We start from the raw sequence: 22734 nt of genomic DNA, 5'->3' as shown, positions 1-22734 counted from the left end.
CAGAAGAATGGAGGATTTTTAGGGTGTTGCGGGACCGTTTGACGCCGATGGTTTGGCGGGCGGCCATCCGCCTTCACGCCCCGGCCTGGCTTATTGGCCGTCCAGCATCGCCCTGATCCGCGCCGCCAGATCGGCAAAGTCGAACGGCTTGGTGATCAGCGCCACCCCGGCGTCCAGCCGCCCGCCATGGACGATCACGTCGCGGGCATAGCCGGTGGTGAACAGCACCTTCAGCTCGGGGTGCAGCGACCGCGCGGCCGAGGCCAGGTCGGCTCCCGTCATCCCGCCGGGCAGCACCACGTCGGAAAACAGCAGCGCGATCCGCGACGCGTCGGGCGCATCGAGCAGGGCGAGCGCCGATGCTCCGTCCTCCGCCTCGATCACGTCATAGCCCAGTTCGCGCAGCGCCTCGGTCGAATAGCGACGGACATCGGCATCGTCCTCGACCACCAGGATCGTCTCCGACCCGCGAACGGGATGCGCGGCGACCTGGGGCAGGTCCAGCGGTGCGGTCACCTCGCCCTGGAAGCGCGGCAGGAACAGGGTGACGCAGGTGCCCTCGCCGGGGCGCGATTCGATCTGCACCTGCCCGCCCGACTGCTTGGCAAAGCCATAGACCATCGAAAGGCCCAGGCCGGTGCCCTTGCCGACCTCCTTGGTGGTGAAGAACGGTTCGAACACGCGACCCAGCGTCGCGCGGTCCATGCCGGTGCCGGTGTCGCTGACGTCGATGGCGACATAATCGCCCGGATCGGTGGGATAGGGCACCGGCCCCGCCGCCATCGTCGCCTGTCCATCCAGCGTGGCGTTGCGCATCGTGATCGACAGGGTGCCGCCATGCGGCATCGCGTCGCGTGCATTGACCGCCAGGTTCAGGATCGCGCTTTCCAACTGGTTGGGGTCGGCCTCCGTGACCCACAGATCGGGCGCGGATTCGACCGACAGGCGCACCTGTTCGCCCAGTGTCCGGGTCAGCAGGTCGGACAAGCCGTCGACCAGCCGCCGTGCATCGACCGATTGCGGGGCCAGCGGTTGCCGCCGCGAAAAGGCGAGCAGCCGCTGGGTCAGCGTGGCGGCCCGCCGCGCGCCCGTCATTGCATTGGTCGCGGACCGTCTGGCGCGCGGATGCTCGCCCTCCGGCAGGAACCGGTCGAGCATCTCCAGATTGCCGACCACGACCTGGAGCAGGTTGTTGAAGTCGTGCGCGATGCCGCCGGTCAGCTGGCCGACCGCCTCCATCTTCTGGCTTTGGCGCAGCTGCGCCTCCATGTCGTGCAGCCGTTCCTGCTGCGCCAGCCGTTCCGAAACATCGGTCGCGAACTGATAGGCGCCGATCGGCGTCCCCTCGGCCGAGACCAGCGGGCTGAAGCGCAGTTCGTAATGGTGCCGCGTGCCCGTCAGATCGTCGAGCGCCTGGATGACCGAAAATTCCTCGCCCGCCAGCGCGCGTGTCCAGTAATCGCGCATCACCGTCAGGATCTCGGGCCGGTCGGCCATCGCCTCGGCCTTGTGCTGGCCGATCTGCGGGCGGGTGCCGAAGATGCGCTCGAAATCCTCGGCGGCGGCGCGGTTGATCGCCAGATAACGATGGTCGAAGCCCAGCACCTGGACCAGCGTGCCGGTGGAATCGATGATGTCGGCGAACAGCTTGCGCTCGGCCAGCGCCTCCATCACCCGGCGCTCCAGCACCGCATTGACGTCGCGCAGCGTCGCCTCGGCCCGGCGGCGCTCGTCGATATCCACGACCGTTCCGATCATGCCCAGAAAGGCACCGTCATCGTCGAAGCGCGGCACGGCGGACGCCATCACCCAATGATAGCCGCCCTGCGCCTGCGCCAGCCGATATTCGGTCTGGAAGGCGCGCGGCCCGACCATCGCCTCGCGGAATGCCCGTTCCGCCGACGGGCGGTCGTCGGGGTGGAGCATCTCGGCCCAGCCGAAATGCAGCCCCTGTGCGACGTCCTGCCCGGTCTGCACCTGCCACGCACTGTTGATATAGGTGCAATGGCCGTCGGTGTCGGTCACCCATATGACGATCGGCGCATGGTCGGCGACGTTGCGGAACCGCGCCTCGCTTTCGCGCGCGGCGGACAGTGCGATCTCGCGATCCTGTCGGTCGCGCATCCGGGCGCTGCTGTCGATCACGGTCGCCAGGATGCCCGCCGGGCGGCCGCTTTCGTCGGCGATGGGGGTATAGTCCAGGTCCAGCCAATGCTGCTCGGGCACGCCCTTGCGATCGAGCATCATCGCCTGGTCGCGATAGGCCAGCGTGCGGCCGGCCAGCCCCTCGGCGATGACCTGGGCATTGAACGCCGCCGCCTCGGGCCACACCCCGACCAGAGGAACACCCAGCATCGCCGGATGCCGGTCACCCGAAAATTCGGCATAGCCGGCATTGTAGATCAGGATGCCTTCTGGGCCCCAGATGGTGGCGATCGGGATCGAGGAGGCAAGCGCGATGGCGATCGCCGTCAACCGGCTCTGCGGCCAGGTGGCGATCGGCCCCAGCGGCGTCGCGGCCCAGTCATGCCCGGCGATCAGCCGACCCATCTCGCCGCTGCGCGCCAGAACAGCGGCAAAACCGGCGGGTATGTCGGCAGGGTCGTGGGCAGTCGCGATCATCCTCGGTCCGTCCCCCTCGAAACCTGGCATGTTTGTCGCTGTAGCGTTGCTTTGACGGCAGGAATAGAGGGGGTGGGCGGTATCTTGCTCTGGATGGATGCAAATGTTCCCGGCCCGCCCTTGGTCTTGCCGCAAACTCTCCGACATTATGATGAACGGTCGTCATGGTAGCGACATTTTGGCCGGGCATCCGAACCCGATCGCAGGACGCACTTTGTCACGGAGCCGATAGGCAATTGTGATGTTGGACTGCTAAAGGTCGGACAAAGACAAAGGAGAGACAGGCATGAGCGCCCATGTTCACCCCGTTCCCGAATGGGCCGATAGCGCGTCCATGGATGCGGAACGCTACGCCCGGGCCTATGAGGCGGCGAAGACCGATCCCGACGGCTATTGGCGCCAACAGGCCGGGCGGCTGGACTGGATCACGCCCTTCACCAGCGTGAAGGACACCAGCTTCGCCGAGGCGGATTTCCGTATCAACTGGTTCGCCGACGGACAGCTGAACGTCGCGGCGAACTGCATCGACCGGCATCTGGAAACGCGCGCCGATCAGGTCGCCATCCTGTGGGAAGGCGATGCCCCCGGCACCGATCGCCGCATCACCTATCGCGAGTTGCACGAGCAGGTCTGTCGCCTCGCCAATGCGCTGAAGGGGCTGGGCGTCGCCAAGGGCGACCGCGTCACCATCTATCTGCCGATGATCCCCGAGGCCGCCTTTGCGATGCTGGCCTGTGCGCGGATCGGCGCGATCCATTCGATCGTATTCGGAGGTTTCTCGCCCGAAAGCCTCGCCAACCGTATCGTCGATTGCGATTCGCGCATCGTGATCACGGCGGATGGCGGCTGTCGCGGGGGCAAGGCGGTGCCGCTCAAGGCCAATGTCGACGCCGCGCTGGACCATGACGGCGTGACGGTCGACCATGTCGTCGTCGTCCGCCACAGCGGCGTGGACGTGACGATGAAGGACGGCCGCGACCAATGGTATGGCGATCTGGTCGACGCGGCCGCCACCGACTGCGCGCCCGTGGCCGTGGGGGCGGAGGACCCGCTGTTCATCCTCTATACCAGCGGCTCGACCGGCAAGCCCAAGGGCGTGTTGCACAGCAGCGGCGGCTATCTGCTCTGGGCGTCCTACACCCACCAGCATGTATTCGATTACCGCGAGGGCGAAATCTTCTGGTGCGCCGCCGACGTGGGCTGGGTCACGGGGCACAGCTATGTCGTCTATGGCGCGCTCGCCAACGGCGCGACGACGCTGATGTACGAAGGCGTGCCCAACTATCCCGATTTCAGCCGCTTCTGGCAGATCGTCGACAAGTACCGGGTCGCGACCTTCTATGCCGCGCCGACCGCGCTGCGCGCACTGATGCGCGAGGGCGACGAATGGGTGAAGAAGACCGACCGCTCGTCGCTGCGCGTGCTGGGCTCGGTCGGCGAGCCGATCAACCCGGAAGCCTGGGAATGGTATCACAAGGTGGTGGGCGAAGGGCGCTGCCCGATCGTCGACACCTGGTGGCAGACCGAGACCGGCGGCCACATGATCGCGCCGATCCCCGGCGCCGTGGCGCTCAAGCCCGGCTCGGCCACCTTGCCACTGCCCGGCGTGCTGCCGCAGATCGTCGATGCCGAAGGCAAGGTGCTGGACGGCGCGGTCGAGGGCAACCTCGTCATCGCCGACAGCTGGCCGGGGCAGATGCGCACCGTCTGGGGCGATCATGACCGTTTCTTCCAGACCTATTTCACCACCTATCCGGGGAAATATTTCACCGGCGACGGATGCCGCCGCGACGAGGACGGCTATTACTGGATCACCGGCCGGGTCGACGACGTCATCAACGTCTCCGGCCACCGTATGGGCACCGCCGAGGTCGAATCCGCGCTGGTCGCCCATGCCAAGGTCGCCGAGGCGGCGGTGGTGGGCATGCCGCACGACGTGAAGGGGCAGGGCATCTATGCCTTCGTCACGCTGAACGCGGGCGTCGAGGAAGACGAGGCACTGCGCGCCGAGCTGGTCCAGTGGGTGCGCCGCGAGATCGGCCCGATCGCCACGCCCGACGCGCTGCAATTCGCCCCCGGCCTGCCCAAGACCCGCTCGGGCAAGATCATGCGCCGCATCCTGCGCAAGATCGCCGAGAACCAGGTCGATGCGCTGGGGGACACCTCCACGCTGGCCGATCCGGCGGTGGTGGATCATCTGGTCGCCAACCGGATCGAACCGGGCAAGAAGGCGGCGTGATGTGGGACGGGGCTGCTGGTTATCCAGCAGCCCCGCGATTCGCTTGGCCTTCGACTTCGCTCAGGCTGAACGGAGCGAGGGAATAAGGCCTCTCATACAGACCTCCGTTCAGCCTGAGCGAAATCGAAGGTTACGCCCCAACGCGAACCTCAGGGCGTTTTCCGAACCGGCGGCAAGGCCGCGCAGATATCCACGCCCCCCGCAGGCACGGTGAAGAAGTCGTTCTTCCGATTCTCCCGGCCCTTGATCCACGCGGCGAAGCGTGGCGACCCGGTTTCGCGATACTGGAAATGCGGCCGCTCGGCAGCCGGGATGTCGCTCGCCAGCCGTGCCGAGACGATTCCCAGCCGCTGCCCCTCATCCTTGTAGAAGCCCAGATCCCCCGTCCCGCGCGGCAGGGTGGAGAGCGCATCCATCCCGTCGACCACCCGGCCGACCACCGCGATGTTGCGGTCCAGCCCGCGCGGCGAGTGACCGATGATCGTGTAGAGCTCGGCCCCCGACCCCGTGCTGGGCGCCAGATCGCGCGCGACGCCGACCATGCCATAGCAATGCGGCACCCACTCGCTGGTCGCATCCCCCGCCAGCGGCCAGCCGTCACGGCTATAACCCGCCCAGGCGGCATAGGGATCGGGCTTGCTCAGCCGCGCTACCGCGCTGTTGCCGGAGCGGATATATTCGGCCGGAGGATTGGCGACGATGCCGGTCGGCAACGGCTTCTTCTCGGTCGCGTCGCCCCATTGCGCGACGTAATTCTCCTGCACGCGGTAGACGCTCGTCCCCGCATCCCACCAGCGCGCCCGCGCCAGCGCCCGGATATTGGCGACATGGACCGGCGCCCGGGCAGGTGCCAGCCGCAGCGTCACCGTCCGTCCATTGGCCAGGGTGAAGACCAGCAACTCGTCATCGGGCACCGCGATCCAATCGCCGGGCAGCGGATCGCCCACCTGCGCGGCAGGGGCGGGGGAGGGCGAAGCCTGCGCCAAAAGCGCGGCGAGCAGAAGCGTGATCGTCATCAAGCAATAGACTGCCCCAGCCGACCGATACACGCAATCGCTTGCGCGCCGCGAGGAAGCGCATTAGGGCCGCGTCTTCCAGGCATGGACTCATGCGGAGCGGTGGCCGAGTGGTCGAAGGCGCTCGCCTGGAAAGTGAGTATACGGCAAAACCGTATCGAGGGTTCGAATCCCTCCCGCTCCGCCATTATCCCCGAAGTTTCGCCTCAGCGCTCGACCTTGTGGCTCTGCCCCAGGCGCAGCGTCATGCCCCACAGGGCCTGGACCGCAGGCCCCCCATCCTCCGTCTGGCCGGGCAGTATCGCGACCAGTCCGCGCGCCAGGGCCAGTCCCAGATTACCCAGGTCCAGTGAGAAGCAGGTGAGGTCGGGGGTCAGCGCGCGGCAGGCAGGGTTGTCGCGCAGGCCGATCACCGCGACGTCGCGCCCCGGCTCCAGGCCCAGGCGGCGCAGCGCGCGATAGGCTCCGACGGGCGCGGTCTCACCCATCAGCAGTAGCGCGGTCGGGCGGTCGGGCATGGCCATCAATTCGCTGGCCGTCGCCTCGCCGTCGCTTTCGTCGGTTTCGCCATGATGGACGAGCGCAGGGTCGAAGGGAATGTCCGCGCGGGCCAGCGCATCGCGATAGCGTTCGACCACGATATGGCTGTTGTTGATCGTCGCTGGCGGCGCGACCAGGCCGATACGGCGATGCCCGGCCTTGGTCAGCAGCGTCATCGCGTCGGCCATGACGCCCTCGAAATCCAGGTCGATCCAGGCATAATCGCGCGCGATCGCGGTGCGGCCCAGCGCGATGAAGGGGATGTTGCGGTCGAGCAGGAAGGGGATGCGCGGATCGTCATGCTGCGTCCCCGACAGCACCCAGCCATCGACCGTTCCGCGCGAGACATGGCGGCGCAGGAAGGTCAGCGCGTCCTCGCCCTTGCGCGCCAGCAGCACGACGAGATCGAGGTCATGCTCGCTCAGGCCGTTCTGCAACCCCTCGAGCAGCGCCATGAAGAAGGGGTCGCCATGGATCGCGCTGTCATGCTCCAGCGTCAGCATGAAGCCGACCGTGCCGGTGCGCCCGCTGCGCAACGTCCGCCCCGACTGGTTGGGGATATAGCCATGCTTGGCCGCCGCCTCGACCACCCGCTGGCGGGTCGCAGGGCTGACGTCCTTGCGATCGTTCAGCGCCCGCGACACCGTGCCGATCGATAGCCCCAGATGACGGGCAAGTTCGCGTATATCCATGCGCCCTTTGATCGCGGCGCGCCTCGTTTCGCACAAGCCCTCCAAATGCTCCTCCTGCGGGGGCAGGGTCGAGCGGCCTGCAAACAGATCATTGACAGGGGAACGGAATGGGGCGATACCCGTAAACGTTTACGGCCATCGAAGAATGGCGGCAAGAGGATCGGGTCGCTTTGGACACGCTTGTTCTGGAAGCCCGCGCGATCGCGTGGAGCTATAATGGGGGGTGGTTGCGGATCGAGGCGCATGGGCCGCACGGCCTGCGCCTGCGCGCATCGCCCTTTTCCGATTCCGGGGCACGCGCCGGGGCGCTGCTCGATGACGGTGCCGCTGCGGGTGCCGATCCGATCGTCACGCGGGACGGCGCGACCGCGCGGATCACGCAAGGCCGGATCACCGCCGAAGTCGACCTGCAGGGGCGTGTCCGTTTCCTGAACGCGGAAGGCGAGTTGCTGCTGGAGGAAAAGTGGCGGCAGCGCGACACGATCAGCAAATTCTGGACCGTCGGCACCGAGGAAGTGCGCACGATCAGCGCGCTGGGGCTGGCCGGGCGTGAGTTCAAGCCGCTGACCGGCGACACCGCGCGCATCACCGTCCGGTTCGAGGCGAAGACCGGCGAGCGACTGTACGGCATGGGCCAATACCAGCAGCCCAATCTGGATCTCGCCGGATGCACGCTGGAACTGGCGCAGCGCAATTCGCAGGCCAGCGTGCCCTTCGTGGTGTCGAGCCATGGCTATGGCCTGTTGTGGAACATGCCCGCGGTCGGCGCGGTGCATTTCGCCGCCAATGGCGCGACCTGGACCGCCGAGGCTGCGAGCGAGATCGATTACTGGATCACCGCCGGCGACACGCCCGCCGACATCGTGCGCAACTATGCCCAGGTGACGGGCACGGTGCCGATGATGCCCGACTATGCGCTGGGGCTGTGGCAGAGCAAGCTGCGCTACCGCACCCAGGACGAGTTGCTGGCGGTGGCGCGCGACTATCATGCACGCGGGATTCCGCTGGCGGTGATCGTCGCCGACTTCTTCCACTGGCCGGTGCAGGGCGACTGGCGGTTCGATCCGCGCGAATGGCCCGATCCCGCCGCAATGACCGCCGAGCTGAAGGCGATGGGCACCGAGTTGCTCGTCTCGATCTGGCCGACGGTGGATCATCGGTCGGAAAATTATCCCGAGATGGTCGAGAAGGGCTATCTGGTGCGCTCCGCGCGCGGGCTGGACGTGCAGCAGGAGTTTCTGGGCAATACCCGCTTCATCGACGTCACCCATCCCGGCGCGCGTGCCTTTTTGTGGGACCGGGCAAAGCGCAATTACCGTGACAAGGGCGTGGCGCTATTCTGGCTGGACGAGGCCGAGCCCGAATATAGCGCCTATGACTTCGACAATTATCGCTATCATGCGGGCAGCGTGCTGGAGGTCGGCAACGCCTATCCGCTCCATTACGCCCAGGCCTTTTACGATGGCCTGGCGGCCGAGGGCGAGCGCGAGATCGTCAGCTTGATCCGTTGCGCCTGGGCGGGCAGCCAGCGTTACGGCGCGCTCGTCTGGTCGGGCGATATCCATTCCTCGTTCGAGGCGATGCGCAACCAACTGAGCGCCGGGCTGAATATGGGGATGGCGGGTATCCCGTGGTGGACGACCGATATCGGCGGCTTTCATGGCGGCCATGTCGACGACCCGGCCTTTCACGAACTGATGATCCGCTGGTTCCAATGGGCGGTGTTCACGCCCGTCCTGCGGATGCACGGCCACCGCGATCCCGTGACCCCGCCGCCCGAGCCGTTCCGCGACGGCGTGGCGCAATGCGACACGGGCGCGGGCAATGAGCTGTGGAGCTTCGGAGAGCGGGTGTATGAGGTGCTGCGCTGCTATGCGGGGCTTCGCGAGCGTTTGCGGCCCTATATCGCCGGACTGATGCGGGCGGCCCATGAGCAGGGCGATCCACTGATGCGGCCGATGTTCTATCACTATCCCGACGATCCGCGCTGCTGGGCGGTGGACGACCAGTATATGTTCGGCCCCGACCTGCTTGTCGCGCCGGTGACGGCGGCGGGCGTCGGCGAGCGGTGCGTCTATCTGCCCGACGGGATATGGCTGGACGCCTGGACCAAGGAGCGGGTCGAGGGCGGCGGCCATATCTGTTGCGCGGCACCGCTGCACCGGATTCCGGTCTTCATCCGCGACAGCGCGGAGGTGATGGCGGCGTTCGACAAGAAACAGTGACCGGCCAAGCATCGGTCATTTCATCGGAGCCGTCAAAGGACGGACCAGAACGGGAGGGTATAGGGCATGGCGGCATCGATGGCGGATCACGCCATGGCGGCGGACAGCGGGCAGCGACACGGCACCCCCGCGCCGATCCCCCTTGCTTCCATCCCGTTCGTCGAGAAGATCTGTTACGGCTTCGGCGATGCGGGCGGCACCATCGTCACCGGGCTGATCGCCAATTTCCTAACCTTCTACTATACCGATGTCTTCGGGCTGGCGCCGGGCATCGTCGGCGTCCTGTTCCTGTCGCTGCGCATCTTCGACGCGGTATCCGATCCCCTGATCGGGATCATGGCCGACCGCACCACCACCCGCTGGGGGCGGTTCCGGCCCTATCTGCTCTGGACCGCGATTCCGGTGGGCCTCAGCTGCTTCCTGACCTTTCAGGCCCCCGACTTCAGCTATGACGGCAAGGTCGCCTATGCCGCGATCACCTATTTCCTGCTCGCGCTGTCCTATTCGCTCAACAACGTGCCGTACTGCGCACTGATCACCCGGATGACCGACAGCGAGCGCGAGGGTGTGTCGTGCCAGTCGGTGCGCTTCGCGATGGTGGCGATCGCGTCCTTCTGCGTCTCGGTCGGGTTGCCGATCCTGGTGCGCCATCTGGGGGGCGCGGACATCGCGCGCGGTTACCGCGACGGGGTCGCGATCCTGAGCGCCGCCGCGGTCGTCATGTTCCTGATCTGCTTCCTGTTCGTGCGCGAGCGGGTGGTCGCCGCCGATACCGCGGACGTGCCGCTCAAGGTCGCGATCGCCAACACGTTGAAGAACGACCAGCTGCGCTGGACCTTCCTGATGACGCTGCTGCTGATCGCGATCTTCAATACCAAGGGCGGCGCGGCGCTGTACTTCATCACCTATGTGCTGAAGGGCGATGCGACCTATCAGGCGCTGTTTTTCGGCACCGCGACGGCGGGCGGGTTCCTGGGTTCGATCGTGGTGCAGGCCTTCACCCGGCGATACGACGTGCGCAGCATCTATATCTGGGTGAATCTGATCCTGGTCGCCGGACACTTCGCCGCCTTTTTCGTGCCGGGCGAGTATCCGACCCTGTGGCTGGTGCTGGTCGGGCTGTGCTGCATCGTGCTGGGCTGCACCCTGCCGCTGCACTTCACCCTGATCCAGCTGGCCGACCAATATGGCGAATGGAAGCTGGGGATGCGCTCCTCGGGCATGAGCTTCGCCTTCAACCAGTTCTTCGTGAAGCTGGCCTGGGCGGTGGCGGGCGCGCTGATCAGCGGGGTGCTGGTCGCCGTGTCATACAAGGCGGGCGCGGGCAACCAGACGGCGTTGTCGCTCACCGGCATCCGCCTGTTGTCGACGATCATCCCCGGCCTGATGCACCTGGCGCTGGCCTTTGCGATTTCCCGCCTGATCCTGAACCGCGACACGATTGCGCGCATGACCGCCGCCCGCGCCCTATGACCCCTATTCCGGAGCCCCGCCTCATGACCCAGCCGCTTCGCCGTTCCGCCTCCGTCCTGATCGCTGCGCTGCTCGGCTCGGTCGCCATGCCCGCGCTGGCGCAGGAGCGGATGACGGTCGATCTGGCCAGCGACACCGGCGCCTTTCACGGCGGCGCGTCGGGCACGCTGTACGGCCTTTACGATGCGCGGCTGCCGCATCCCAATCTGGTCGAGGGCATCGGGCTGCGGACCGTTTCAACCAAGGCGCAGGACGGGCCGCAGCATCCCGGCGCCGATGCGCTGGAGGTGTCGACGCTGCTGACCGATGCGTCGGGCGGCGACACCTATATCTACATGACCGACATCAACCGCGAATTCCCCTATGATTGGAAGACCGGCGACTGCGCCCAGTCGGTGACGAACTATATCGAAAAGCTGCGCGCGCAGGTGCGTCAGGTAAAGGGCATGGCGCCGCGCTACCGCGACCGGATCGTCTTCGTCCCCTTCAACGAGCCCGACGGCAACATGTTCGCCGAAGGGCCCAAGAGCTGCAACAATGTGCGCTGGCAGAAGGACCCGACCGCGTTCAACGACGCCTGGGACCGGGCGGTGCGGATGATCCGCCAGGAACTGCCCGGCGCGCGGATTGCCGGGCCGAATACCAGCATCCTCTATCCCGAGGTCGAGGGTTTCCTGCGCCACGCCATCGCGGTCGAGACCATGCCCGACATCGTGACCTGGCACGAACTCAGCAACCCGGCGGCGGTGCGGACCAGCGTACGCAAATATCGCGAATGGGAGGACCGGCTGTTCGCGGGCACGAAGTGGCAGGGCCGCCATCTGCCGGTGAACATCAACGAATATGCCTATAACTATCACACCTCGGTCCCCGGCCAGATGGTGCAGTGGGTTGCCGCGATCGAGGATTCCAAGGTCGATGCCGATATCGCCTATTGGAACATCGACGGGAATTTGAGCGACTCCGCCGTCCAGGCCAATCGCGGCAACGGGCAATGGTGGCTGCTGAACGCCTATGCGACGATGAGCGGCCACACCCTGGCCGTCACCCCGCCGCATCCCGACCAGAGCTATACCTTGCAAGGTGTCGCGACGCTCGATCCCGCGCGCCGCCAGATGCGCCTGCTGTTCGGCGGCAAGTCGGGTGATGCCACTGTCGCGCTGACCCATGTGCCCGCCAGCTTCGGCGAAACGGTGCGCGTCCGCGTGCGCGAGATCGACTGGACCGGCCAGCTGGGCGACTCTCCGCCGCCGGTGGTGGTCGGTGACCGCCTGGTGCCGGTGAAGGACGGACAGATCGACCTGACCTTCGGCCGGGACGGCTGGCCCGCTTTGCGCGAGGAAGCGGCCTATGTGTTGGTCCTGTCCCCCGGACAGGGCGTACGCCCCGCCGCCGTCGCCCCCCGCTGGCGGCAGGATTACGAAGCCGAAAAGGCGACCCGCCAAGGGCAGGGACTGACCGTGCGCGGGCCGGAGGGTTCGCCCGATCATGTCGACCGCTTCCATGTCTCGAACGGCTATCTGGTCGAGGGGTTCAAGACCGGCACCGACGCCGCGCTCGACTTCGCGGTCGATGTGCCGCGCGACGGCCGCTACGACCTGCGCGTCCTCGCCAACAGCTTCAACAAGGACCCGCTGGTCGAGCCGCAGGGGGCAACCAACGTCTTCCTGCGCATCGACGGCAAGCCGGAGGGCGAGACCGAGCTGTTCCTGCCGCTGGGCTACAAGCCCGCCGTGCTCGACCATGCCGATACGGTCGTCACCCTGACGCGCGGCCGCCATATCCTGACGCTCGCCACCCGCAGTCTGGACGGCACACGCCGGACCCAGGGCAATGCGATGGTCGACCGCATCACCCTGACCGCCGCCGATCCCGCCGTGACCGCCACGCGCTATGATGTGGCGGATGCCGTGGTGAAGGGCGGCAGCGCGACCTTCTGGGTCTATGCCGCGAAGGACGGACTGGCGCGCCTGAGCCCGGACGCCAGCGGCGGCGGCGCGGTGCGTATGGCGGTCAACGGCCGCGCGACGAAGGGCCGCGCCTTCCTGCTCGGCGGGATCAACAAGGTGGTGCTGACCACCACGGGATCGGCGGCTGTTCGTGGCCTGTCGATGACGCCGAAGAACGGACCCGCGCCCTATCTCTACGAGGCGGAGGATGCGCAGGTCGCCGGGACAGCACGGATCGCTGCGGCTTCGCGGGCCAGTGGCGGCCGGGCGGTATTCGCCATCGGCGGCGCGCCGGGCAACGGCAACACGCTGACCTTCCCCAGGGTGATGGCGCCGCGCGCAGGGACCTATGCGCTGACGCTACGCTTCTCGAACGAGGAACAGGCCAAGGCGACGCACTACAATCCCGATCCGCTCGCCCGCATCGCGCGCATTTCGGTGAACGGCGGCAAGCCGATGCTGGTCAGCGCGCCGCACAGCTTCAACGCCAACAACTGGTGGGAGATGACCGTGCCGGTGGCGCTGAAGGCGGGGGCCAACACCATCCGCATCGCGGGCGAGGAACAGCCCAATTGGGACGGCCGCACCTATGCCTCGCAGAGCTGGCCGGGTGTCCAGCTCCGCTCGGCCTATGCGCCCAATATCGACCGGATCGCTGTTACGCCGATGCCCTGAGGGCGGACCTGCCATGACGGGCCGTCGTGGGAGGAGAGGGGTTTGGAAAAGGGGAATGACCTGAAAAAGGGATGGCGTGCGGGACTGGCGGCACTGGCCGTGATGGCGACGGGGGTCGTGCCCGATGGCGCGCAGGCGGACAATCCGATCATCCAGACGCGCTTCACCGCCGACCCGGCGCCGCTCGTCCATGACGGCGTCGTCTATCTCTATACGGGCCATGACGAGGATGATGCCGAAGGGTTCTGGATGCTCGACTGGCGGCTCTACAGTTCGACCGACATGGTCAACTGGACCGACCGGGGCTCGCCCGCCTCGCTCAAGACCTTTCCCTGGGCGCGGCAGGACAATGACGCCTGGGCGCCGCAGGTGATCGCACGCGACGGCAAATTCTATCTCTACGCCCCGATCAGCGTCGCGGGCGATCCGAAGACGGCGATCGCGGTGGCGGTGGCCGACCGGCCCGAGGGACCGTTTCGCGACGTGCTGGGCAAGCCGCTGATCGCGGCGCGGCGCGGGGCGATCGATCCGACCGTGGCGATCGACGATGACGGGCAGGCCTATCTCTACTGGGGCAATCCCGACCTGTGGTATGTCAGGCTGAACCGCGACATGACCAGCTATGCCGGAGAGATCACCAAGGTCGCCAAGCCGATCGATTATCAGGAGGGCCCCTGGTTCTACAAGCGCGGGCCGCATTACTATATGGCCTATGCCTCCAGCTGCTGTCCCGAGGGGATCGGCTATGCGATGAGCGACCGGGCAACCGGCCCTTGGGTCCACAAGGGGCCGATCATGGACCCCAATGCCGCCTCGACCGGCAATCACCCCGGCATCATCGACTATAAGGGGCATTCCTATCTGTTCGGCTTTCACTACGAGCTGAATTTCGCCCTGACGCCGATCCATCACGAGCGGCGATCGGTGACGTTGCGCGAGTTCCGCTACAATCCGGACGGCACCATTCCGCGCCTGCCCTGGTGGACCGACGAGGGCGTGGCGCAGATCGCAACCCTCGATCCCTATCGCTGGGTGGAGGCGGAGACGATCGCCTGGACCTCACGCATCGGGCGCGACCGCGACCGGCCCTATCGCTGGGCACCGGGCGTCACGACCGCAAGCGCGGCGGACGGGCGGGTTCACGTCACCCGCATCGCCGATCGCAGCTATATCAAGATCGGCGGCGTCGACTTCGGACGCGGCGCGGCCAGCTTCGCCGCCAGCGTGGCGCGGGTGCGCGGTCGTCCGACGATCACGCTGCATCTCGACCGGGTCGACGGGCCGCAGATCGGGACACTCGCCCTGACCGGCGGCGACGGCCCGGATTGGGGGACGCAAGCCACGGCAGTGACCGGGGCGAACGGCGTGCACGACCTGTTCCTGGTCTTCCACGGCGATGGCGGCGGACTGTTCGACTTCGACCGCTGGCAGTTCCGCCGCCAGTAAGGGGCCGCGCTCAGGCGGCGCCGATGGTCAATGCAATCCGGTCCCTCGCGCGGGTGGCGATGCGCATGCCGTCCTTGGTCGTACGGATCGCTACGGCCCGGCCGCCACGCATGGCCACGCGGACCCGGCGACCGGCGGGCAGGCGAACGACCAGCTCGCCGCCCAGCGCCGACAGCAGCTCGGCCTGTTCCAGCTGCCCCGCCGCCCAGCGCTGATCGACGGTTACGCCGCCGCGTGCGCGCAGGCCGTGGACGCGGCCGTCGCGCCACGCCGGGGGCAGGGCGGGCAGCAGGGCGATCGCGCCGTCATGGCTTTGCAGCAGCATCTCGGCGATGGCGGCGGTGATCCCGAAATTGCCGTCGATCTGGAAGATCGGCCCCTTGTTGGACGGATGCGTGTCGAACAGATTGTCGAGCGTGCTGCCCTGGAAGAAGGCGTCGATCAAACGGCCGGATCGTGCGGCATCGCCCATCCGCGCCCAGATGCAGGTCGCCCAGGCACGGCTCCATCCGGTCTGCGCCCCGCCATTGTCTTCGCGCCGCTGCATCGATGTCGCCGCCGCCCTGGCCCAAGCGGGCGTGCGGCGGGGCGTGAATTCTTCGCCGGGATAAAGGGGATAGAGGTGCGAGATATGGCGATGGCCCGGCTCCGCCTCGGCAAAGTCGCGCGACCATTCCTGCAACTGGCCGTGGCTGCCGATCCGATACGGCTCCAGCCGCTCGACCAGTCCGCGCAGCTTGGTCGCGAAGGCTGCATCGGTGTTCAACAGGGCGCTGGCGGCGATACAGTTGGCGAACAGCTCGCGGATCAGCGCCAGGTCCATGGTGCAGCCCGTGCTGATCGAGGCGGGCTTGCCGTCGGGGGCGAGGAACTCGTTCTCGGGCGAGATGGAGGGCGCGGTGGTCAGCCGCCCGTCCGTGCCGTTCGCCACCAGCCATGCCGCGCAGAACTCGGCCGCACCGCGCATCAGCGGCCAGGCCCGATCGCGCAGGAACGCCCGGTCGCCGCCGAAGGTGTAATGCTGCCACAGATGCTGCATCAGCCAGGGTCCGCCCATCGGCCAATTGGCCCAGATCGGCGCGGCGCTGCCTTCGCCGACCGGATTGGCCATCGCCCAGATGTCGCTATTGTGATGCAGGCACCAGCCGGGCATCCCGTAATAGCTTTGCGCGACCCGTCTCCCGCGCACCGCCACCCGCTCCAGCCAGTCGAACAGCGGGGTATGGCAATCGGCGAGATTGGCGACCTCGGCGGGCCAGTAGTTCATCTCGGTATTGATGTTGGTGGTGTGGTTGCTGCTCCAGGGTGGCCGCACCTCGGCATTCCAGATGCCCTGGAGATTGGCGGGCTGGGTTCCGGTGCGTGAGCTGGCGATGAGCAGATAGCGGCCGAAGTGGAACAGCAGCGCGGCCAGACCCGGATCGCTGGCCCGCGCATTGCCCGCGCGGCGCTCCGCCGTCGTGCCCGTCATGCCGCCCGCCAGCTGCAATCCGGCCCGGCGATAAAGTGTCCGGTGGTCGGCGACATGCGCCGCCCGCAACGCCGCATAGCCGGTCCCCCGCGCCGCCGACAGCGCCGCCACCGCCTTGGCCTCGATCGCCTCGATCGGCAGGTCGGGCGACTGGTCGAAACCGCGAAAGCCGGTGGCGGCGTTGAGGCGGATCTCGATGCTCCGGGCACCGCGAACCACGATCCGGTCGCCCGACACCGTGGCCTGCCCGCCCTCGTTCATGACGTCTGCCACGGCGGCGAACATCATGCCGCGTCCGGCGGCATCGTCATAACGGACCGGATCGGCGACCGAATGATAATTGGGCGCGGCATAGGAGGGGGCCTTGCCGTGCAGGATCAGCCGGTTGCCCTCCGCCCGTACCGATCCCTTCAGCAGCGTGGCCAGCGAGACGTCGGCGTCGATCGCCCCGCCTTCCGCCGTCATCCGCACCACGACCAGCTGCGCCGGGTGCGACACGAACACCTCGCGCCGGTAACGCGTCCGCCCCGCGGTATAGGCTATGTCGACTACCGCCTGGTCCAGGTCGAGCGCCCGGCGATAGGCGTCGTGCGTCGCGCCGTCATGGGCCAGTTCGATCACCAAATCGCCGATCGGCGCATAGCTGTTGGAATAGGCGCCTTGCAGCTTTTTCGCGCGCGTGTCGGCGGCGTGGTAATCGCCCGCCAGCGCGGCCTGCCGCACTTCCGCCAGCGATCCTTGCGCATCCGGCTTGGCATCGCTGCCCGGATAGCCGGACCACAGGCTGTCCTCGTTCAGGGATATGATCTCGCGCGCGGGGCCGCCGCGCACCATCGCGCCCAGCCGCCCATTGCCGACCGGCAATCCGTCGACCCAGCGGGTCGCGGGCGCATCGAACCAGAGGCGGTGGGAGTCATCGGCCATCACCGGCTGCGCCCGCAGGGGCAGGGCGCCGATCCCGCCCGCCGCCATGGCGAAGGCACCCGCTTCCAATACGCCGCGTCGCGTCAGATCGGTCATGCATTCCCCTTCCGTCTCATCCCTGATGCCGGGACGGTGGCGTATTCAAATGCATGAAGAAAGGACAAAATAAGGGATCGGTGCGGGAGCGTCGAAACCCTCCCGCACCGCCCGCGCATCAGAACGAGAAGCGCACGCCTGCGTCGTAGCGCGGCCCGAAATTCTGGTAGCGCAGCAGCTGATTGTCGAACCGCCCGGTGGCAAAGTATTTGGCGTTGAACAGGTTGGTGCCCTCGACAAAGACCTGGGCGAAGGGGGTGATGTTCACCGCCACGCTGCCGTCGAACTGGCCGTAGTCGCGCACGAACACCGGCTCGTTGCCCGGACCGCCCGCCAGCTGTTGCAGGAAGCGTTCGCGCCGGTTGTACGCGATGCGCGCCGATACGCCGAACTTTTCGTAGAACAGGGTGGCGTTCTGCGAATTGCCGATGCCTTCCGCCGCGAAGGACTGGCCGACCTGGCTGACGTCGAACTCGCGATTGGTGGTCACGAAGGTCGCGTTGGCCTGCACGCCGAAGCCGCTCAGCACGCCGGGCAGCCAGTCGAGCGTATGGACCAGGTTCAGCTCCAGCCCCTTGATCTTCAGCGATTCCGCGTTGCGCGGGCGCCGGACGCTGAACTTCGCGGTATTCTGCCCGACGATCAGCCCGCCGACCGGCAAATTGCCCGCATTGGCGATGGTGAACAGTTCCTCGCCAAAGGTCTGGACGATGAAGTCGTCGACCGTCTTGTGGAACACCGCCGCCGACAGGGTGGTGGTCGACGTCGGATACCATTCGAGCGACAGGTCGAAATTGGTCGCGCGGTAAGGCTTCAGCGCCGGGTTGCCGCCGCTGGCGGTCAGCGTGGCGGGGCGCAGCGTGCCGATGTCCAGGCTGGGCGCCAGATCGCCGATGGCGGGGCGCGTCAGCGTCTTGTAGGCGGCGAAGCGCGCCTGCAGCTTGGGCGTCAGGTTCAGCTTCGCGTTCAGGTTGGGGAGGAAGTTGCTGTAGGACGAGCGCCGGTCGACCGACACCGCCGCGCGGTTGTTGGCGAAGACGCCGGTATAGGTGGTCGGATCGCCCGGCACCGGCAGCAGGTCGGTCAGCTGCAATTGCTGCCCGGCCGAAACCAGTTCGGTATATTCGTAACGCCCGCCGACATTGATGAACCAGGGAAGCCCGGCGACCGTGCCCTCCAGATCGACATCGGCATAGCTGGCGAAGACCTTCTCGCGCACCCGGGCCGAGGGCTGCTCGGTGACCGCATAGCCGTTGGTGCGCGCGAAGATCGCCGCCGTCGTGCCCACCGGCTGGCCGCGCGCCAGGTCGAGCGCGGTCGTGGCGGCGGTGCTGGTCAGATAGTTGAAATAGGCCTGCGGGTTATAGGTCAGGAAGGTGGTCGGCACGCTGCCGCCCTTCTGCCCCAGCGACCCCAGGGTGAAGGGCGAGAGCAGCGACGGATCGGCCAGCGTCGGATAACCGCAATAGAGGCAGCCGATATTGGGATCGGACGAGAAGGGCACGTTGCGCTTGTCGCGCGAGGTGCCGGTCAGGCCGAAACGCAGCGCCGTGACGATGTCCCAGCCGGGCTTCCATTCGGTGTTCCAGCGATATTCCTGGACCTTTTCGGTCACGTCGTTGCCGCTGCGCCCGGCGATATGGGTGCGGCCCAGTGCCGGATTGGTCAGCACGCCGTTCGCGTAACCCGAGGTCGAGGGGATGCCGTTCCCTTGCGCCGCGTTGAACGAATACTGCGTCGGCACACCGATGACGGTGAAATAGGATTTGCCGCCGCCCGCATTCTTGGCCTGCGAATAGGTGGCGTCGAAGACCATGCGGACATTGTCGGCCGGACGCCATTCGGCATTGAACCCGGCCTCATAGGTCGTCGTCTCACGCACCCCGCCCGAGGCGATGAAGTCGGCATTGCCGTTGGTGGTCAGCGAGGTGACGGTGCGGTTCGAATCGATGCCCGCCGCCGTATAGCTGGTCGGCTCGAACCAGCTGCCCAGGCCGCGCGTCGTCGTGTCGCTCTTGAAGCGGTTGTAGAGGCCGTCGACGGTGAAGGTCAGCGCGTCGGTCGGCGCATATTGTGCGACCAGCGTCGCGCCCAGACGGGTGCGGTCGTCGCGCGTCTCGTTCACGTCCTGGTTACGCGGCGCATAGACATTGGTGTAGAGCGGCGCGTTGTTCGGCCCGACCGAGGTGCCGGGGATATAACCATCGGTGCTGATCGCCCGGATCGAGGCGATACGCTTCTGATAGGACAGCGAGGCGAGCAGCCCCAGCTTGCCGTCGGCGAAGGTGTCGCTGAGCAGGCCGAACAGCTGCGGCGTGACCTTCTTGCTGTTGCCCTCGTACAGCGCCTTGGCGGTGAAGACGCCCTTGAATTCCTTGAGCGCGAGCGGGCGCGGCGTCTGGACGTTGATCGTCGCGCCGATACCGCCGCCCTGAAGCGGGGCCTGCGAGCTCTTATAGACCTGCGCGCCGCTGATCAGTTCGGCGGGGATCAGGTCGAAGGAGAAGGCGCGGTTGTAATTGTCCGAGGCGAAGCTGCGGCCGTTGAACAACACCGTGTTGAAGGCGGGCCCCAGGCCGCGCACGCTGACCGATGCGCCCTCGCCGTTGCTGCGGTCGATCGCGACGCCCGGAATACGCTGGAGCGACTCGGCGACATTGGCGTCGGGGAACTTGCCCAGATCCTCGGACGAGATCGCATCGAGGATACCGGCCGCGTCGCGCTTGATCGCGGCGGCCGATTCGATGCTGCGGCGGATGCCGGTGACGATGATGTCGGCCGAGGTGCCGTCGGCTTCGCTCTGGCTGGGCAGGGTGGCGGTCTGGTCCGCCGGTGGCGTCTGGCTCTGCGCCAGGGCCGGAGTGGCCACGATAAGTGCGACAAGTGCGCTGGCCAGCCCTTGGGCGGCGTAGCGGGCGCTGGTCTTTGGATTCCGGGCTTTCTTCAGCATAGCTCTCCCCTATGAAACCGGTGTTCGATGCTTCTTGGCGAGCATCTATGCTGCTCTTGTTAGAAGCTATGTCTGACAAGTACAAGGGTAGGCAGTTCTTCTAGGTATCGGAAGTTCCGGTATAAAAGGCGAAGAGCGGAGCGGGAGAGGCACAGGTGGGCGAGACGGAAGTTCGGCGCGTCGTCGTGGTCGGCGGCGGATCGGCAGGCTGGATCGCGGCCTGTCGACTGGCGGCGCAGGCCCGTCGAATCGGAAGCGGGGTGCGGGTCACGCTGGTCGAGTCGCGCCATGTGCCGACGGTCGGGGTGGGCGAGGGGACCTGGCCGACGATGCGCAACACGCTGGCGAAGATCGGCATCACCGAAACCGACTTCATCCGCTCCTGCGACGCCGCGTTCAAACAGGGTGCGCGGTTCGTCGGCTGGACCGACGGGACGCCGCAGGACGGCTATTACCATCCGCTCAACCCGCCTGCGGGCGCGACCGAGATCGATCTGGCGCCGCATTGGCTGCACGGGGCGGCGGAGAATGCCAGCTTCGCCGACTGGGTCGATTACCAGCCGATGCTGTGCGATGCGGGGCTGGGGCCCAAGACGATCGTGATGCCCGAATATGCGGGGCATGCGAATTACGCCTATCATCTGGACGCGGGCAAATTCGCCACGCTGTTGCGCGAACACGGCGTCGGCACGCTGGGCATCGACCATGTGCTGGGCGATGTGGTGCGCCCGCAGATGAGCGACCATGGCGATATCGTGCATCTGGAACTGGCCGATGGGCGAACGGTCGCGGGCGACCTGTTCATCGACTGCACCGGCTTTGCCGCGCGACTGATCGGCGGCGTCTATCAGGTGCCGTTCCGCCGTTGCGGCGATGTGCTGTTCGCCGACCGGGCGATGGCGCTTCAGGTACCCTATGCGGATGAGGGCGCGCCGATCATCTGTCATACGGTGTCGACCGCGCAAGACGCGGGCTGGATCTGGGACATCGGGCTGTGGACCCGGCGCGGCGTCGGCCATGTCTATAGCAGCGCCCACACCAGCGACGATGCGGCCGAGACGGCGTTGCGCCGCTATGTCGGTCCCGCCGCCGAGGGGCTGAGCGCACGCCGGATCACCATCGATGCCGGGCACCGGACGCGCTTCTGGCAGAATAACTGCGTGGCGGTCGGCCTGTCCGCCGGGTTCATCGAACCGCTGGAGGCGTCGGCGCTGATGCTGATCGAGGCGTCGATGGATGCGATCGCCGACCGCCTTCCGCGCACCCGCGCCGCGATGGATGTGATGGCACGCCAGTTCAACGCGACCTTCACCCATCACTGGATGCGGATCATCGAATTCCTGAAGCTGCATTATGTGCTGACCCGGCGCACCGATACCGATTTCTGGCGCGACAATGTCGCGGCGTCCTCCATCCCCGACGGCCTGGCCGAGCGGCTGGAGCTGTGGCGGCACCATTCGCCCGGCCCGCAGGATTTCGATCATGCCCGCGAAGTGTTTTCCTGGCCCAGCTATCAATATGTCCTGCACGGCATGGGTTTCGACAGCCGCCAGCCGCGCATCGACGCGGCCGCCCCCGACACGGTGCTGGCGCAGCGTTTCGTCACGCGGATGGCGCGCGCCAGGGACGATCTGCGTGCCCGCGCCCCGCGCCACCGCGACCTGTTGCGCGCGATCCGCGAACATGGTCTGCAACGCGTATGATCGGCATCCCCCCGCTTTCCCCGGCCGCGCATCGCGGGCTGCGCTATGACCGCCATGCCGCAGGCGGGACGCGCCGCTTCGCCCGGATCGGCCTGTCGGAAATCGCGGTCGCGGCCGCCGACATGCCCCTGTGCCTCGCCAAGGACGGCCAGACCGGGCGCTTCAACCTGATTGCGCTGATGAGCTTGGTCGAGCCCGCCAACCTCTTCGTCTTCGGCGGCGGGTTCCAGGCGACCTATGTGCCGCGCGCGGTGATGCTGGGCGGGTTCCGGCTCGACGCGCGCGGGGCGGCGGGACTGGCCATCGATCCGGCCGACCCCAGCCTGGGCGATGCGGGTGAGCCGCTGTTCGCGGGGGAACAGCCGACGCCGCTGGCGGATGACATCGCCCGCGCGCTCGAACGGCTGGTGGCGGATGTCGAGGCCGCACAGGCGCTGGTCGATGCCTGGGCCGCGCATGGCCTGATCCGCCTGCTGGACCTCTCGCTGGCCAAGGCGGATGGGGGCGCGCATGATCTGGCGGGGCTCTACACGATCGATGAGGCGGCGGTGCAGGCGCTGCCCGATGCCGATGTGATCGCGCTCCACCGGGCGGACCGGCTGGCCCCCGCCGCCGTCCTGACCGCCTCGCTGGCGCAGGTCGAACGGTTGCGCCAGTTGCACAATGCCCGCTTCGCGCCCGCCCTGACCGGCTATTCGCTGGATTAGCTTGTT

At 67.0% G+C, this 22734-nt stretch carries 12 protein-coding genes and 1 tRNA gene; 8 read left to right on the top strand and 5 right to left on the bottom strand.

Annotated elements, in window-relative coordinates:
- Positions 1-90: 90 nt before the first annotated feature.
- The gene (locus ASF14_RS13010; protein ID WP_056435611.1) at positions 91-2622 is read right to left on the bottom strand and encodes a PAS domain-containing protein; all 2532 of its coding nucleotides are present in this window, start codon (positions 2620-2622) and stop codon (positions 91-93) included.
- 286 nt (positions 2623-2908) lie between these two features.
- Between ASF14_RS13010 and acs the strand changes: the two genes are divergently transcribed.
- The gene (gene acs / locus ASF14_RS13005) at positions 2909-4861 is read left to right on the top strand and encodes an acetate--CoA ligase (RefSeq protein ID WP_056435608.1); all 1953 of its coding nucleotides are present in this window, start codon (positions 2909-2911) and stop codon (positions 4859-4861) included.
- Positions 4862-5010: 149 nt separating this feature from the next.
- Here acs and ASF14_RS13000 read toward each other — a convergent pair whose 3' ends face one another.
- Positions 5011-5877, bottom strand: coding sequence for a peptidylprolyl isomerase (locus ASF14_RS13000; RefSeq protein WP_056435605.1), 867 nt, complete (start codon positions 5875-5877; stop codon positions 5011-5013).
- A 96-nt stretch (positions 5878-5973) separates the two neighbouring features.
- Here ASF14_RS13000 and ASF14_RS12995 point away from each other — a divergent pair.
- A tRNA-Ser gene (locus tag ASF14_RS12995) sits at positions 5974-6064 on the top strand.
- A 19-nt stretch (positions 6065-6083) separates the two neighbouring features.
- Here ASF14_RS12995 and ASF14_RS12990 read toward each other — a convergent pair.
- Positions 6084-7109: a substrate-binding domain-containing protein gene (locus ASF14_RS12990; protein WP_056435602.1), complete on the bottom strand. Its 1026-nt coding sequence runs from the start codon at positions 7107-7109 to the stop codon at positions 6084-6086.
- A gap of 170 nt (positions 7110-7279) precedes the next feature.
- On the opposite strand from ASF14_RS12990, the gene ASF14_RS12985 reads away from it, so the two are divergent.
- From ASF14_RS12985 to ASF14_RS12970, 4 genes are all read left to right on the top strand, one after another.
- Positions 7280-9334, top strand: a complete 2055-nt coding sequence (locus tag ASF14_RS12985) for a glycoside hydrolase family 31 protein (protein ID WP_056435599.1) — start codon at positions 7280-7282, stop codon at positions 9332-9334.
- Between the two features lie 66 nt (positions 9335-9400).
- Positions 9401-10807, top strand: coding sequence for an MFS transporter (locus tag ASF14_RS12980; RefSeq protein ID WP_236697064.1), 1407 nt, complete (start codon positions 9401-9403; stop codon positions 10805-10807).
- Positions 10808-10830: 23 nt separating this feature from the next.
- Positions 10831-13431 (top strand): hypothetical protein, encoded by a 2601-nt coding sequence (locus tag ASF14_RS12975; protein ID WP_056435596.1) that lies wholly within the window; start codon positions 10831-10833, stop codon positions 13429-13431.
- Positions 13432-13473: 42 nt separating this feature from the next.
- Complete coding sequence (locus ASF14_RS12970) at positions 13474-14877, top strand: glycoside hydrolase family 43 protein (protein ID WP_236697063.1); 1404 nt, start codon at positions 13474-13476, stop codon at positions 14875-14877.
- 10 nt (positions 14878-14887) lie between these two features.
- Here the strand turns inward: ASF14_RS12970 and ASF14_RS12965 are convergent, their stop codons facing one another.
- Positions 14888-17368 (bottom strand): glycoside hydrolase family 95 protein, encoded by a 2481-nt coding sequence (locus ASF14_RS12965; protein ID WP_201780594.1) that lies wholly within the window; start codon positions 17366-17368, stop codon positions 14888-14890.
- A 118-nt stretch (positions 17369-17486) separates the two neighbouring features.
- Positions 17487-20318 (bottom strand): TonB-dependent receptor, encoded by a 2832-nt coding sequence (locus ASF14_RS12960; RefSeq protein WP_056435593.1) that lies wholly within the window; start codon positions 20316-20318, stop codon positions 17487-17489.
- A gap of 155 nt (positions 20319-20473) precedes the next feature.
- Here ASF14_RS12960 and ASF14_RS12955 point away from each other — a divergent pair, with 155 nt between their 5' ends.
- Both ASF14_RS12955 and ASF14_RS12950 read left to right on the top strand, forming a co-directional pair.
- Entirely contained in the window at positions 20474-22021 is a 1548-nt protein-coding gene (locus ASF14_RS12955) for a tryptophan halogenase family protein (protein WP_056435590.1), read from the top strand.
- A complete protein-coding gene (locus tag ASF14_RS12950; RefSeq protein WP_056435587.1) occupies positions 22018-22728 on the top strand; it encodes a SapC family protein in 711 nt (236 codons plus the stop codon). The genes ASF14_RS12955 and ASF14_RS12950 overlap by 4 nt, the downstream gene beginning before the upstream one ends.
- Positions 22729-22734 lie beyond the last annotated feature (6 nt).

Origin of the sequence: Sphingomonas sp. Leaf257 (assembly GCF_001422185.1) — a bacterium.
Taxonomy (GTDB): Bacteria; Pseudomonadota; Alphaproteobacteria; order Sphingomonadales; family Sphingomonadaceae; genus Sphingomonas; species Sphingomonas yabuuchiae.
This window is presented reverse-complemented; position numbering and strand designations above follow the sequence as displayed.

What these genes read in the sequence shown, in the direction of transcription:
- ASF14_RS13010 (WP_056435611.1), bottom strand. Translation starts at nt 2,622, where the DNA reads ATGATCGCGACTGCCCACGACCCTGCCGACATACCCGCCGGTTTTGCC.
- acs (WP_056435608.1), top strand. Translation starts at nt 2,909, where the DNA reads ATGAGCGCCCATGTTCACCCCGTTCCCGAATGGGCCGATAGCGCGTCC.
- ASF14_RS13000 (WP_056435605.1), bottom strand. Translation starts at nt 5,877, where the DNA reads ATGACGATCACGCTTCTGCTCGCCGCGCTTTTGGCGCAGGCTTCGCCC.
- ASF14_RS12990 (WP_056435602.1), bottom strand. Translation starts at nt 7,109, where the DNA reads ATGGATATACGCGAACTTGCCCGTCATCTGGGGCTATCGATCGGCACG.
- ASF14_RS12980 (WP_236697064.1), top strand. Translation starts at nt 9,401, where the DNA reads ATGGCGGCATCGATGGCGGATCACGCCATGGCGGCGGACAGCGGGCAG.
- ASF14_RS12975 (WP_056435596.1), top strand. Translation starts at nt 10,831, where the DNA reads ATGACCCAGCCGCTTCGCCGTTCCGCCTCCGTCCTGATCGCTGCGCTG.
- ASF14_RS12965 (WP_201780594.1), bottom strand. Translation starts at nt 17,368, where the DNA reads ATGACCGATCTGACGCGACGCGGCGTATTGGAAGCGGGTGCCTTCGCC.
- ASF14_RS12960 (WP_056435593.1), bottom strand. Translation starts at nt 20,318, where the DNA reads ATGCTGAAGAAAGCCCGGAATCCAAAGACCAGCGCCCGCTACGCCGCC.
- ASF14_RS12950 (WP_056435587.1), top strand. Translation starts at nt 22,018, where the DNA reads ATGATCGGCATCCCCCCGCTTTCCCCGGCCGCGCATCGCGGGCTGCGC.